Origin of the sequence: Streptomyces sp. NPDC052396, from assembly GCF_044593195.1 — a bacterium.
Classification (GTDB): Bacteria; Actinomycetota; Actinomycetes; order Streptomycetales; family Streptomycetaceae; genus Streptomyces.
Genome location: NZ_JBIUAW010000001.1, coordinates 443,049 through 456,702 on the forward strand (window position 1 = coordinate 443,049; position 13,654 = coordinate 456,702).

Here is a 13,654-nt window from a genome sequence, read left to right on the forward strand (position 1 = left end):
GTCTCCACGTGTAGAGGTGCTGGTACCGCCACCGCTTGGGTGGCGACAAACGCCGGGGTCAGCTCTGGTGCTTGAGGATGTAGCTCGCGGCGTCGCCCACGGTCTTGAGGTTCTTGACGTCCTCGTCGGGGATCTTGACGTCGAAGCGCTCCTCGGCGGCGACGACGACCTCGACCATGGACAGCGAGTCGACGTCCAGGTCATCGGTGAAGGACTTGTCCAGCTGGACGTCCTCGACGGGGATGCCGGCGATCTCGTTGACGATCTCGGCGAGACCCTCGACGATCTCTTCCTGGGTGAAGGCCATTGCGGCGCTCCTTCGATATTGCGGTGGAACTGGAGTAAGGAAACTGCTGATGTGGTGAGCTCCCGGACGACGGCACCCGTGCTGCGTGGCTGCCGGACCGTACGGGGAACTCGCCTAGGGGAGGGTAACGACCGTCGCTGCGTAAGCGAGACCCGCCCCGAACCCGATGATGAGCGCGGTGTCACCGCTCTTGGCCGCTCCGGTGGCCAGAAGCCGCTCCATGGCCAGCGGAATGGAGGCCGCGGAGGTGTTTCCCGTGGTCTCCACGTCGCGGGCGACCACGACGCTCTCCGGCAGCTTAAGGGTCTTGACCATCGAGTCGATGATCCGCATGTTGGCCTGGTGCGGGACGAAGACGTCCAGATCCTCGGGCGCCACCCCGGCCGCGTCCAGCGCCTGCTGGGCGACCTTGGCCATCTCGAAGACGGCCCAGCGGAAGACCGCCTGACCCTCCTGGGTGATGGCCGGGAAGCGTACCTCGGTCTCCTCGCGGTAGACGTCCCAGGCCAGCGTCTGCTTGATGTGCTCGGCCTTGTCGCCCTCCGAACCCCACACGGTGGGGCCGATGTGGGGCTCCTCGGACGGGCCGACGACCACGGCGCCCGCGCCGTCGCCGAACAGGAAGGCGGTGGACCGGTCGTCCAGGTCCGTCAGGTCCGAGAGCCGCTCCACGCCGATGACCAGGACATACTCCGCCGAGCCATCGGTCACCATGCCCTTGGCCAGGGTCAGGCCGTAGCCGAAGCCGGCACAGCCCGCGGAGATGTCGAAGGCGGCGGGCTTACCGGCGCCCACCTTGTAGGCGATCTCGGTGGCGATCGCCGGGGTCTGCTTGAAGTGCGACACCGTCGAGACAAGGACGGCGCCGATCTGCTCCGGTGCGATGCCGGCCGCCGCGATGGCCTTGCCCGCGGCCTCCACGGACATGGCGGCCACGGTCTCCTCCGGGCCGGCCCAGTGCCGGGTGGCGATGCCCGAGCGGGAACGGATCCACTCGTCCGAGGAGTCGATCCGCTTGAGGATCTCCTCGTTGGGCACCACCCGGGTGGGGCGGTAGCCGCCGACGCCCAGGATCCGGGCATGGGACGCGCCCCTGCCGGGCCTGATCTTCGCAGTCATGGTCTCGGGCTCCTTATTCGGCCTGGGAGGCCGGGGAGACGGTGTCACCGGCGTGCTCGGCGATGAGCTCGCGGGCGGCCGCCAGATCGTCCGGCGTCTTGAGGGCGAGGGTCTTGACACCCGGCAGGGCGCGCTTGGCGATGCCCGTCAGGGTGCCGCCCGGCGCGGCCTCGATGATCGCGGTGACCCCCAGCTCCTGGAAGGTCTCCATGCACTTGTCCCAGCGGACCGGGTTGGCCACCTGGCCGACCAGCCGCTCGACCACGTCCGCGCCATGGGTGACCACCGCGCCGTCCCGGTTGGAGACAAAGCGGGTGTGCGCGTCGCGCACGGCGAGCTCGCCGGCCGCGGCCCGCAGGGCGGCGACCGCCGGGGCCATATGCGTGGTGTGGAAGGCACCGGCCACCTTCAGCGGTACCACCCGGCGGGTGCCCTCGGGCTTGTCCTCGGCCAGCGCGGCCAGCTGCTCCAGCGTGCCCGCGGCCACGATCTGCCCGGCGCCATTGACATTGGCCGGGGTCAGGCCGAGCCGCTCAAGGTGCGGCAGGACCACCTCGGCCTCGCCGCCGAGCAGCGCGGACATCCCGGTGGGGGTGACCGCCGCGGCCTCGGCCATGGCCAGGCCGCGCTTGCGGACCAGTTCCATGGCGGCCTCTTCGGTGAGCACCCCGGTCAGCGCGGCGGCGGCCAGCTCGCCGACGCTGTGGCCGGCCGTGGCGCCCACCAGGCGGGCGAACTCCTCCGAGCCGTCGAAAAGCTGTCCGGCCGACAGCAGGGCGGAGGCGACCAGCAGCGGCTGGGCCACCGCGGTGTCGCGGATCTCATCCGCGTCGGCCTTGGTGCCGTAATGGACCAGGTCCAGGTCGATGGCCTCCGACCAGCGGCGGAGACAGTCCTCCACGCCGGGGAGGTCGAGCCAGGGGGTCAGGAAGCCGGGCGTCTGAGCGCCCTGGCCGGGAGCGACGAGTACGAGCACCCTCACACTCTCTCTCGTGGACGGCTTGGCCCACCCGTGGGGACAGGGACCAAGAACCGTCAGGGGAATTGTTTACGTTCCACAAAAGCCTACGTCGGTCAGTCGGCCTCGGCCAGACGCCCCAGGATCAGTGCGATGCGCAGGGTGAAGGCCGACCGCACATCGGACGGTGACCATCCGGTGACGTCCGTCACACGTCGGAGCCGGTACCGCACGGTATTGGGGTGGACGAACAACATCCGTGCCGCGCCCTCCAGGCTGCTCGCCTGTTCCAGATACACGCTCAGTGTCTCCAGCAGCGCGGAACCGGCCTCCTCCAGAGGTCTGTAGATCTCCTCCACCAACTGTTCCCGAGCCGCCGGGTCACCGGCCATGGCCCGCTCCGGCAGCAGGTCGTCCGCCAGCACCGGCCGGGGCGCGTCCGGCCAGGCCGCGCAGGCCCGCAGCCCGGCGGCCGCGGCCTGTGCGGACCGGGTGGCGGCCAGCAGGTCGCCCACCACCGGTCCGGCCACCACCGGTCCGGCCGCGAACGGGCCGATCAGCGCCTTGGCCGCCTGCAGCGGCTGCTCGGCGCCGCCCGCGATGACCACCAGCCGCTTGCCCAGCACCCCGGTGAGCACCTGGAGCTTGGCGTGCCGGGAGGCGCGGCGGATGGCCTCCACGGTCAGTTCGCTGTCCCCGTCGGGGGCGGTGCCCAGCACCACACAGACATGCGAGGGCGAGTTCCAGCCCAGGGCGGCTGCCCGGGACAGCGCGCCCTCGTCCGCCTCGCCGGACAGCACCGCGTTGACCACCAGCGACTCCAGCCGGGCGTCCCAGGCGCCGCGTGCCTCGGCGGCCTGGGCGTAGACCTGGGCGGTGGCGAAGGCGATCTCCCGGGCGTAGACCAGCAGCGCCTCCCGGAGTGCCCGCTCATCACCCGGCGCGGCCACCTCGTCGATGGCCGACTCCATTACCTCGATGGTGGTACGGACCATCTCCACGGTCTGGCGCAGGGTGATGGCCCGGGTCAGCTCGCGCGGCGCGGTGCCGAAGACATCGGTGCTGATCGCCTGGGGCGTCTCCGGGTGCCGGAACCACTCGGTGAACGCGGCGATACCGGCCTGGGCGACCAGGCCGATCCAGGACCGGTTCTCCGGCGGCATCGCCCGGTACCACGGCAGCTGGGCGTCCATCCGGGCGATGGCTGCGGCGGCCAGGGTCCCGGACGACTTCTCCAGGTTGCGCAGGGTGGCGCGGTGCGGGTGCGGGGTGTGAGCGGCGGGTTCAGGCACGGGACAAGCCTGCCCTATCCGGGTGCGGTACGGGGTCGGCGGGCTACGGTAGCCCGGTGACGACGTACGTGCAGCGCTCCGGGCAGCGCTTCCGCGGCGGGGACCCGGCGGCCGGGATCGAGACCTGGCACGCGTTCTCCTTCTCCGGGTTCTACGACCCCGACAATGTGCGGTTCGGACCGCTGGCGGCGTGCAACGAGGAGCGGCTGGCGCCGGGGGCGGGGTTCGCGGAACACCCGCACCGGGATGTGGAGATCGTCACCTGGGTGATCGAGGGCGAGCTGACCCACGAGGACTCCACGGGGCATACGGCGGTGGTGCGGCCGGGGGATGTGCAGCGGCTGAGCGCGGGGGAGGGGGTGCGGCATGTGGAGCGCAATGCGGGGGCCGGTCCGCTGCGGTTTGTTCAGATGTGGGTGACCCCCCAGGAGCCCGGGGGCTCGCCCGCCTATGAGGTGGTGCGAGGGGTCGCCGACCCGGTGTCGTACCCGCTGTCCCGGGCGGATGCGTTTCTGCACGTCCGGCGCCTGCCGGAGGGTCAGCGGGCCGCCCTGCCGGGGGCGCCCTGGCTGTATGTGCATGTGGTGCGGGGCGCGGTGCGGCTCGGCGACGAGGTGCTGTCGGAAGGGGACGCCGCCCGGGTGCTCGACGCGGTGGATGTGGCCGTGGAGGCCGTGGAGGAAGCGGAGTTGCTGGCGTGGGAGATGCACGCCGAGCCGCGTTTTCCCTGACGGAGTGCCGGAAGGGCCCCGCGGTCAGCCGAGTTCGGCGAGGATCGCGTCCGTGAGCAGGGGCCATGCCTCGATCGCCCAGGGTCCGAACGCCCGGTCCGCGAGGGCCACACAAGCCGCACCCGCCTCCGGGTCCACCCACAGGAACGTGCCGGACTGGCCGAAGTGCCCGAAGGTCCGGGCCGAGGACGAACTCCCCGTCCAGTGCGGGGACTTGGCGTCGCGGAGTTCGAAGCCCAGGCCCCAGTCGTTGGGGCGCTGATGCCCGTACCCGGGCAGCACTCCGGTCAGGCCGGGGAAGGCCACCGTGGTCGCCTCGTCCAGCGTGGCGCGGGACAGCAGCCGGGGCGCCTGGAGTTCGGCGGCGAAGCGGGCCAGGTCCTCGACGGTGGAGATGCCGTCCTTCGCGGGCGAGCCCGGCAGTTCGGTCGCCGTCATGCCCAGCGGCTCCAGCACCGCCTGGCGCAGGTACTCGGCGAAGGGGATGTCGGTGGCCTTGGTCAGATGGTCGCCCAGCACCTCGAACCCGGCGTTGGAGTACAGCCGCCGGGTGCCCGGTTCGGCCATCGGCCGGGGCTCGTCGAAGGCCAGTCCGGAGGTGTGCGCCAGTAGGTGACGGACCGTCGAACCGGGCGGGCCGGCCGGCTCGTCCAGCTCGATCGCGCCTTCCTCGACCGCGATCAGCGCGGCATAGGCGGCCAGCGGTTTGGTCACGGAAGCCAGCGGGAAGCGGTGCCCGGTCGGGCCGTACGATCCCGCATACGTTCCGTCCGCGCGCACCACCGCCGCGGCCGCGGTGGTCACCGGCCAGTTCTCGATCATCCGCAGGCTCTGCATGCGGCGAGCCTATCCCGGCCGGGATCGCGTCAGGTATTCCAGGTATCCCGGGTATCCGCAGGTATCCGCTTGCTTGGAGTGCACTCCAAGTCACTAGCGTGGGCGCCATCGCCAAGGGCTGCCACAGGGGGATTCACATGAGCGTGCTGGATGCCGTACCGGTGCGGACGGAGGGCTGCGTCTCGCTGGAGCAGGTGCGCCGGCGCCGTCCCGAGGGCCGGGACCGCTACACGATCGGTGAAGTGGCGGACTACGCGGGGCTTTCGGCGCACACCCTGCGCTGGTACGAGCGGATCGGGCTGATGCCCCATGTGGACCGTTCGCACACCGGCCAGCGCCGCTACACCAACCGCGATCTGGACTGGCTGGACCTGGTGGGCAAGCTGCGGCTGACCGGCATGCCGGTGGCGGACATGGTCCGTTACGCCCAGCTGGTGCGCGAGGGCGACCACACCCTCGCCGAGCGCGAGCGGCTGCTGAGCCGCCACCGCGAGGAGGTGCGCCGGCGGATCGCCGAGCTGCAGGGCACGCTCGAGGTGCTCGACTACAAGATCGATATCTATGGCGCCCGGATCAGGGCGTCCGAAGGGGCCTGACGCTGATGAGCAACGACAAGATAGCCACCGCCCGGCTCGGCGAGAACGGTCCCCAGGTCGGAGTCCAGGGCCTGGGCTGCATGGGCATGAGCTTCGCCTACGGTCCGACCACCGACACCGGAGAGGCGCTGGCCACCCTGGAGCGGGCCCTGGAGCTGGGGGTGACGCTCTTCGACACCGCCGACTCCTATGCCGATGGCGAGAACGAGAAGTTCATCGCGCCGTTCATCCAGGCGCACCGCGAGGAGCTGGTGATCGCCACCAAGTTCGGGATCAGGGTCGACCCCGAGGACCCATGGAAGCGGCAAATCCGCAACGACCGGCCGTACCTCCGCCAGGCCGTGGAGAACAGCCTGCGGCGGCTGGGCGTCGAGGTGATCGACCTGTACTACATGCACCGGCCGCAGGCGGGCGTGCCCGTCGAGGAGACGGTGGGCGCGATGGCCGAGCTGGTGGCCGAGGGCAAGGTCAAGCAGCTGGGGCTGAGCGAGGTGACCGCCGATGAGCTGCGTGCGGGGCACGCGGTGCACCCGATCGCGGCGGTGCAGTCCGAGTGGTCGCTGTTCAGCCGGGACATCGAGGCCCATGTGGTGCCCGCGGCGCGGGAGTTGGGCGTGACCCTGGTGCCGTACTCGCCGCTCGGCCGTGGCTTCCTGACCGGTGCCTTCGTGGACGCCAAGAAGGAGCTCGGCGAGGGCGACTGGCGCAGCACCCACCCCCGGTTCACCGGTGAGAACGCGGCCGCCAACGCGGCGCTGCTGGAGCCGCTCCGGGTGATCGCCGAGCGGCATGGCGTCACCCTGGCGCAGGTGGCGCTGGCCTGGGTGCAGCAGCGGGCCGAGGTGCACCGGCTGCCCGTGGTGCCGATCCCGGGCACCCGCAAGCGTTCGCGGCTGGCGGAGAACGTGGGCGCCACCCGGCTGGTGCTCAGCACCGAGGAACTGGCGGCGCTGGAGCCGATCGCCGGTCAGGTGGCCGGTACCCGGTACGCGGACATGGCCTTCACCTCGGCCGGCCGGGAGTAGCCAGGGCTCAGCCGTCGCCCGGCGTGACCAGGCCCGACTCATAGGCGAAGATCACCGCCTGGGCCCGGTCGCGCAGGCTGAGCTTGGCCAGAACGCGGCCGATGTGCGTCTTGACCGTCTGCTCGGCCAGCACCAGGGTGGCCGCGATCTCCTGGTTGGACAGGCCGCGTGCGATCAGCTCCAGCACCTCGGTCTCCCGGGGCGTCAGCCCGTGCAGACGCAGCGAGCGGTCGCGGCGCGGCGCCGGCCGCTGCCGGGCGAAGTCGGCGATCAGCCGGCGGGTGACCGAGGGGGCCAGCAGGGCCTCGCCGGCCGCCACCACCCGCACCGCGGAGATCAGGTCGGCGGGCGGCGCGTCCTTGAGCAGAAAGCCGGAGGCACCGGCCCGCAGGGCCTCATAGACGTAGTCGTCCACATCGAAGGTGGTCAGCATCAGCACCTTGGGCCGGTGCACCACCCCCTTGGGCGGGTCCAGCAGCCGGCGGGCGGCCTCCAGTCCGTCCATCTCCGGCATCCGCACGTCCATCAGCACCACATCGGGGTGGGTGCGGCGGCTCAGTTCCACGCCCTGCCGCCCGTCCGGGGCATCGCCGACGACATCGATATCGCTCTGCGCGGCCAGCAGCGCGGCGAAGCCCGCCCGCACCATGGCCTGGTCGTCGACGATGATCACCTTGATGGTCATGCGGCGGGGGGTTCCTTGTCTGTGTGCGTATCCCTATGCGGGGACGGGGTATCGAACGGCAGCCGGGCGGCGACCCGGAAGCCGCCGTCCGGCAGTGGACCGGTGTCCAGGGTGCCGCCCACCAGCCGGACCCGTTCGCGCATCCCCACCAGTCCATGCCCGGTGCCGGAGGTCTCCAGCGGGGCCTGGGTGCGGTCGGCGGGACCGTTGACGACCAGGACGGTCAGGCCGGTGCCGTCGGTGGAGACGGAGACCCGGGTGGTGGCGCCCGGGGCGTGCCGGACCACATTGGCCAGCGCCTCCTGGACGATGCGGTAGGCCGACAGGTCCACCGCCTGGGGCAGATCCGCCGAGAGCGCCTCGGCGGACAGCGACAGCTCCACCGGCAGCCCGGCCCGTACCGTGGCCTCCACCAGCTGCTGCACCCGGTCCAGGCCCGGCTGCGGTGCCCGTTCCGCGTCCGAGGACCCGGTGCCGTCGCTGCGCAGCACGCCGAGCAGCCGGCGCATCTCGCTCAGCGACTCACGGGCGGTGGCGGCGATGGCGCCGAACTCCTCGCTCGCCTCGGGCGGCAGGCCGGCGATGCGGTACGGGGCGCTGTCCGCCTGCACCGTGATCACGGACATATGGTGGGCGACCACATCGTGCAGCTCGCGGGCGATCCGGGTGCGTTCCTCCAGCAGGGTGCGCTGGGCCCGTTCGGCCTCGCTGATGGTCTCCTGCTCGGCCAGCGCCTGCCGGGCCACGGCCCGGTCGCGCATCGCCACGCCCAGCACCATCAGCAGGCCGCCGAGGACCAGCACCACCACCGAGCTGCTGTTGCCGGCCGGGTGCACCCCGGTCTGGAAGTAGATGTTCGCCGCGGCGGTGCCCAGCCAGACCTGGACCAGGACCCGGATCCGTTCGCGCAGCCCCAGCGCCAGCATCAGAACCACCAGCTCGATGATCACCGGGGCGGTCCAGGGCCAGGGCGTGTTCCGCAGGAGGGGCTGGAAGCCACTCGCCCAGGCGCCCAGGACGGCGGCCGAGAAGGAGATGCCCCAGGCCGGCAGTGGTCTGCGCACCGCCAGCAGCAGCGGCCCGGCCTGCCCGAGGGCGAGCACAAAGGCGAGGCCGGGCTTGAGGTGGTAGTTGGTGGACAGCACATGGGCCGAGGACGGCAGCAGCGCCGCGATCAGCACCAGCGCCACCGCGTACGGCAGCTTGCGGACGAAGGGCCGCTTGGCCGTGCCGAGCAGCGGCACCGGCGGTGTGGCCGGGGTGAATGCCTTGGTGGGCGGTCTGCGCAGTGCGTGGAACATGATCGGTTCAGGGTAGGGGCGCGGTGCCCGCCTTGGCGTCATACCGGGGTATCCAGCGCCAACCCCTACGGGGGTACGAGGGCGCCCGGCAGGGGCGCGGGGCGGCTGCGTCATGCGGCTCCGCCGCGGGGGCGCGACCCGCCACCTACAACCCGCACCCGAATGCGACGCGGCCTACAACTCGGCCAGCAGCTCCGCCTTCTTGGCGCCGAACTCGTCATCGGTCAGCAGCCCCGCCGAGTGCAGCTCGCCCAGGTGCCGGATGCGTTCGGCGATGGCGCCGGGATCGGGGCGGGCGACCGCGCCGGCGGTCGCCGCGAAGACCGGGGAAGCCGCTCGCACCGCGGCCAGCACCGCCGCCGCGAACGGCAGTGACTCGTGCACCAGCCCGTACCCCATGCCGAAGACCACCGCCGCCGGGTTCTGGTCCGCCTCGCCGGGCGGGCCGTCGCCGGAGCGCGGCAGCAGCCGCAGATGGCCGTCGGAGGACTCCGGCGAGCGCCACTCCACCCCGGACAGCTCCTCCACGGCGAACCGCCGGTCCCCGCCCTTCCACTTGGCGGACGAGGCGCCCGTCCAGGACCAGCGGAAGGAGACCACCCGGCCGTCGAAGGACGCCTTGCCGTCAAAGGCCTTGAAGGCCAGCGGCGGCTCCGGCGCGGTCACCAGGTACCGCTCGGCCGGCTCGCCGGTCCGTGGGCCCAGGGCCGCGCGTATCTCCTCGGCGTAGTACGCGGCCAGTTCCTCCCGCTCGGCGGGCAGCACCAGCCGGTACGGGTCGGTGCCCTCGCGCAGCTGCCCGTCGGCCGCGTCCATCAGCGGGTCGGCGCCGGGTCTGGGCACGGCACGCAGCACCACCGTGCCCCGTCTGCCCGGCAGCTGCTCGACGGCCGCCAGCGCCTCGTAGGGGATGCGCCGTTCACCGAGCGTCTGGAGCAGCTTCGGAGTGCGGATCCCCCGTTCGAAGCGGATGAGCACGGAGTCGGTGTCGAACTCCCAGACGGTGTGGAAACCCGTCAGCACATCACCCATGCGGCTCATCGTATGCGGCGGCCGCTTCCGCGTCCCCCCTCAAGGAGCTACGCGCGTCACGCGACCGGGGTGGTGTTGTCGGCGCACCGGGTGTCGGAGTCCGCGCAGCGGACCTGGGCGGGGCGGCCGACGCCGATGTCCGCGAAGTTGGCGAGGCTGGTGGTGCCCGGGGCGAAGTAGCCGGTGTGTCCCTGCGCGCCGGCGGAGGACAGCACCCGTGCCCCGAAGTCCCCGGAGACCGGGTCGGCACCGTGGCCGAGGCCGCCGACCTCCAGGTGGGGCACGGTGTGGATCCAGTCGCCGGGGTCGCGCATGGCCCATATCCGGGCGCTGGTGTGCAGCTCGGAGACGTGCTCCGCGCGCATGCCCGGGCTGCCTGCCACGGCCACGTCGCTCACCCGGGAATCCAGGTCGCGGGCGGCGACCCCGCAGACCACCGAGCCATAGCTGTGGCAGAACAGCGAGACCTGGGAGTCGCCGGGCAGCCCCTTGACCAGGGTGCGCAGGCGCAGCGCGCCCTCGGCGGCCAGCCGGCCGGTGGCGGCGTCCAGCCCCACGCCCGCAGGCGAGGTGTAGTCGGCCCAGGCGATGACGGCGGTACGGGTGCCGGGGTCCGCCTTCCGCTCGGCGTCGTAGAGGGACTCCGCCATGCCGACCGGCGCGGTGTAGGCGCGATTGGTCTTCTCGAAGGTGAGCAGGGTGGTGTCGACGCCCGGCACCACCACCGAGACCCGCCGGGCCCGGTCGAGGTCGCCGAAGACCTCGGCCACCCGGCCGTCGCCACGGGGGTCGAAGGCGAGGATCTGCCGGTCGTCGGAGAGCAGTGAGTCCAGGCGGTGCATCCGGCGGATGGCCTCATAGCGGCCGGCCGGGGTGAGCCCGGCGTCCTTGCCACGGTGCTGCTCCATGGCCCGGGCCTGGGTCAGGGCGATCCGGTTGGCGCGGTAGCGCAGATCGACCGGGGCGCCCGGGAGGTTGCCGACGACCAGCGGATAGCGCTGGGCCAGGCCGGTGCGCTCGGCACCGGTCAGCGAGGCGAAGTAGCCGGCCAGCACCGTGGGCGCCGCATACGGCGAGGGCAGCGGCCGGCCCGCCAGGCTGCCGTGATTCCAGGCGGCCACCGTGGCGGTGTACGGGTCGTCGGCCGCCTTCTGCCCCCGGACGGCCGTCCAGCCGGTGGTGGCGAGCATGACGAGGACCACGGCCAGCGCGAGCAGTGCGCGCCAGACCGTGGTCCAGTTCGTCCACGGCAGGGAGGGGGAGTCGAGCTCCGAGAAGGAAGTCACCGCCGACCACCCTAGGAGAAACCCGGGCGCGTCCGCCAAAGCGGTGACACAACTCACGTTTGATCGGGCGTGATACCGGACACGTGTACGGCGCGTCTACTGGCGTCCGCCGCGCCAGTCGTCCGCCAACGCCGGTGCCAGCTGGTCGAGATGGCGGGTCATCAGCTCCACCAGGTCGTCCAGGCCGGCGTTCTCGTCCTCGCTCCAGACCCGGGCGGCCGCCCGCATCACTCCGCAGCAGGCCGCCACCAGCACCCGGGGCCGGGGGTCGAGGGCCGGGTCCAGGCCCTCCCGGCGGGCGAGCTCGGCGGCCAGCCGCTCCTCCAGTGCCCCCAGGCGGCGCAGCCGGGCGGCGAGCAGCTGCGGGGTGGACTCGATGGTGCGCTGCATACGCAGATGCAATGCGACCGGGACCACCTCGGCGATGGCCCGGCAGATCGGCCCCCAGGAGGCGGCGGCCCCGTTGCGCACCGCGGTCAGCGGCCCCTCCCCGGCCGGCCGGGCGAGCAGCGCGGCCAGCGCGTGCTCCTCCTCCACGGCCTGCAGCGACAGCGCGACCTCCTCCTTATTGGCGAAGTAGCGGAAGAAGGTGCGCTGGGACACATCGGCCGCCGCGGCGATCTCGTCCACGGTGGCGGCCTCGTATCCCTTGGCCGTGAACAGCTCCAGGGCGCAGCGGATCAGGGTGTTGCGGGTCCGCTGCTTTTTGCGTTCGCGCAGCCCCGGGGGTGCGGCGGGTCCCGTCGCGCTGTCGATGGCCATGGTGGGGTGCCTTTCGCAAGTGATCTCGCGGCTCAGAATAGTTGGGCGCAACTTGTCAGGTAATGCCTCATGAATCCCTTTGTCAATTGTCAGCGACTGCCATAATCTCGGTCCATGACGCCTGAGAGCACCGTCGCGGACGCGACACCGGAACTGGCGCCCCGGAAGGGCCTCCGGGGCCACCCCTGGCTCACCCTGCTCACCGTCGCTATCGGCGTGATGATGGTCGCGCTCGACGGCACCATCGTCGCCATCGCCAACCCCGCCATCCAGAAGGACCTGGGCGCCTCGCTCGCCGATGTCCAATGGATCACCAACGCCTATCTGCTGGCCCTCGCCGTCGTTCTGATCACCGCCGGGAAGCTGGGCGACCGCTTTGGATACCGGCTGGTCTTCCTTATCGGCACCACCGGCTTCGCCGCCTCCTCGGGATTGATCGCGCTGTCCGGCCAGGTGTCGGTGGTCATCGGCTTCCGGGTGCTGCAGGGCCTGTGCGGGGCGCTGCTGATGCCCTCCGCGCTGGGGCTGCTGCGCGCCACCTTCCCGGCCGAGAAGCTCAATATGGCGCTCGGCCTGTGGAGCATGGTCATCGGCGCCTCCACCGCGGGCGGCCCGATCATCGGCGGTCTGCTGGTGGAGCATGTCAACTGGCAGTCCGTCTTCTACATCAATGTGCCGGTCGGCGCGCTGGCCGTGGTCCTCTCGTTGCTGTTCCTCAAGGACCCGCGCAGCTCGAACGCCCCGCGCTCCTTCGACCTGCTGGGCATCGTGCTGCTCTCCGGCGGGATGTTCTGCCTGATCTGGGCGCTGATCAAGGTGCCCGACTGGCACTGGGGCAGCCCCCGCACCCTGGGTTTCCTGGGTGCCGCGCTGCTGTGCTTCGTGGCCTTCGTCCTCTGGCAGATCAGGGTCCGCGAGCCGCTGCTGCCACTGCGGCTGTTCCGCTCGGTGCCGCTGTCGGCCGGCACGGTGCTGATGGTGCTGATGGCCTTCGCCTTTATGGGCGGGATCTTCTATGTCACCTTCTACCTGCAGAACGTCCACGGGATGTCGCCGGTCAACGCCGGTCTGCACCTGCTGCCGCTCACCTGCATGATGATCGTCGGCTCGCCGCTGGCCGGGGTGGCCATCACCCGGTTCGGGCCCCGGATACCGCTGGTGCTGGGCATGGCCTGCACCGCCGCCGCCTGCTTCGGCATGTCCACCCTGACGACGGACACCGGTACCCCACTGGTGTCCCTGTGGTTCGCCCTGTTCGGACTGGGGCTGGCCCCGGTGCTGGTCGGCGCCACCGATGTGATCGTCGGCAACGCCCCGCTGGAACACGCCGGCCTGGCCGGCGGCCTCCAGCAGGGCGCCATGCAGGTGGGCGGCTCACTGGGCACGGCCGTGCTGGGCGCGGTGGTGGCCTCCCGGGTCAGCCATCTGCTGCCCGGCCGCTGGGCGGCGGCCGGCCTGCCGCCGCTGCCCCCGGAGACCATGGACAAGGGCGCCAAGGTGACCGAACTGGGCGTGGCCCCCATCCCGCCCCACACCCCGCCACAGGTGGCCGACAAGATCACCGACGTGGCCCACCACACCTTTGTCTCCGCGATGAGCACCTCGTTCTTTGTGGCCGGCTGGGTCGCCGTGGGCGCCGCCCTGGTGGCCCTCCTCACCAAACGCGGCGCACACGCGGGCGCGGCCCCGGGCGGCGCCCACCTCTGAACGACAAACGCCCGGG

Annotated in this window: 14 protein-coding genes; 4 read left to right on the plus strand and 10 right to left on the minus strand. The window is 71.7% G+C overall.

From position 1 onward, the window contains the following. Positions 1 to 58 precede the first annotated feature (58 nt). The 4 genes from ACIHFE_RS02145 to ACIHFE_RS02160 all read right to left on the minus strand — a co-directional run bounded on the left by ACIHFE_RS02145 (position 59) and on the right by ACIHFE_RS02160 (position 3,676). Positions 59 to 307, minus strand: a complete 249-nt coding sequence (locus ACIHFE_RS02145; protein ID WP_400103618.1) for an acyl carrier protein — start codon at positions 305 to 307, stop codon at positions 59 to 61. Between the two features lie 114 nt (positions 308 to 421). Then, the gene (locus tag ACIHFE_RS02150; protein WP_400103620.1) at positions 422 to 1,426 is read right to left on the minus strand and encodes a ketoacyl-ACP synthase III; all 1,005 of its coding nucleotides are present in this window, start codon (positions 1,424 to 1,426) and stop codon (positions 422 to 424) included. Between the two features lie 13 nt (positions 1,427 to 1,439). Next, complete coding sequence (locus ACIHFE_RS02155) at positions 1,440 to 2,402, minus strand: ACP S-malonyltransferase (RefSeq protein WP_400103622.1); 963 nt, start codon at positions 2,400 to 2,402, stop codon at positions 1,440 to 1,442. Positions 2,403 to 2,500: 98 nt separating this feature from the next. Next, positions 2,501 to 3,676, minus strand: a complete 1,176-nt coding sequence (locus ACIHFE_RS02160) for a PucR family transcriptional regulator (protein WP_400103624.1) — start codon at positions 3,674 to 3,676, stop codon at positions 2,501 to 2,503. Between the two features lie 56 nt (positions 3,677 to 3,732). Between ACIHFE_RS02160 and ACIHFE_RS02165 the strand changes: the two genes are divergently transcribed. Then, on the plus strand, positions 3,733 to 4,407 hold the full coding sequence (locus tag ACIHFE_RS02165) for a pirin family protein (RefSeq protein ID WP_400103626.1): 675 nt from the start codon (positions 3,733 to 3,735) through the stop codon (positions 4,405 to 4,407). Positions 4,408 to 4,431: 24 nt separating this feature from the next. Here the strand turns inward: ACIHFE_RS02165 and ACIHFE_RS02170 are convergent, their stop codons facing one another. Then, positions 4,432 to 5,244 (minus strand): serine hydrolase domain-containing protein, encoded by an 813-nt coding sequence (locus tag ACIHFE_RS02170; protein WP_400103628.1) that lies wholly within the window; start codon positions 5,242 to 5,244, stop codon positions 4,432 to 4,434. A 137-nt stretch (positions 5,245 to 5,381) separates the two neighbouring features. Between ACIHFE_RS02170 and ACIHFE_RS02175 the strand changes: the two genes are divergently transcribed. Next, positions 5,382 to 5,840 carry a MerR family transcriptional regulator gene (locus tag ACIHFE_RS02175; protein WP_400103630.1) on the plus strand — a complete coding sequence of 153 codons (459 nt, stop codon included), beginning with the start codon at positions 5,382 to 5,384 and terminating at the stop codon, positions 5,838 to 5,840. Between the two features lie 5 nt (positions 5,841 to 5,845). Continuing rightward, positions 5,846 to 6,865, plus strand: coding sequence for an aldo/keto reductase (locus ACIHFE_RS02180; protein WP_400103632.1), 1,020 nt, complete (start codon positions 5,846 to 5,848; stop codon positions 6,863 to 6,865). A gap of 7 nt (positions 6,866 to 6,872) precedes the next feature. Here ACIHFE_RS02180 and ACIHFE_RS02185 read toward each other — a convergent pair whose 3' ends face one another. The 5 genes from ACIHFE_RS02185 to ACIHFE_RS02205 all read right to left on the minus strand — a co-directional run bounded on the left by ACIHFE_RS02185 (position 6,873) and on the right by ACIHFE_RS02205 (position 11,931). Then, complete coding sequence (locus ACIHFE_RS02185; RefSeq protein WP_400103634.1) at positions 6,873 to 7,550, minus strand: response regulator; 678 nt, start codon at positions 7,548 to 7,550, stop codon at positions 6,873 to 6,875. Beyond that, positions 7,547 to 8,851: a sensor histidine kinase gene (locus ACIHFE_RS02190; protein ID WP_400103636.1), complete on the minus strand. Its 1,305-nt coding sequence runs from the start codon at positions 8,849 to 8,851 to the stop codon at positions 7,547 to 7,549. The genes ACIHFE_RS02185 and ACIHFE_RS02190 overlap by 4 nt, the downstream gene beginning before the upstream one ends. 174 nt (positions 8,852 to 9,025) lie before the next feature. Then, complete coding sequence (locus ACIHFE_RS02195; protein ID WP_400103638.1) at positions 9,026 to 9,883, minus strand: DUF4429 domain-containing protein; 858 nt, start codon at positions 9,881 to 9,883, stop codon at positions 9,026 to 9,028. Positions 9,884 to 9,939: 56 nt separating this feature from the next. After that, on the minus strand, positions 9,940 to 11,169 hold the full coding sequence (locus ACIHFE_RS02200) for an alpha/beta hydrolase (protein WP_400103640.1): 1,230 nt from the start codon (positions 11,167 to 11,169) through the stop codon (positions 9,940 to 9,942). A 96-nt stretch (positions 11,170 to 11,265) separates the two neighbouring features. Then, positions 11,266 to 11,931 carry a TetR family transcriptional regulator gene (locus ACIHFE_RS02205; protein WP_400103642.1) on the minus strand — a complete coding sequence of 222 codons (666 nt, stop codon included), beginning with the start codon at positions 11,929 to 11,931 and terminating at the stop codon, positions 11,266 to 11,268. Between the two features lie 114 nt (positions 11,932 to 12,045). On the opposite strand from ACIHFE_RS02205, the gene ACIHFE_RS02210 reads away from it, so the two are divergent. Then, positions 12,046 to 13,638 carry an MFS transporter gene (locus ACIHFE_RS02210; RefSeq protein ID WP_400103644.1) on the plus strand — a complete coding sequence of 531 codons (1,593 nt, stop codon included), beginning with the start codon at positions 12,046 to 12,048 and terminating at the stop codon, positions 13,636 to 13,638. The last annotated feature ends 16 nt before the right edge of the window (positions 13,639 to 13,654 follow it).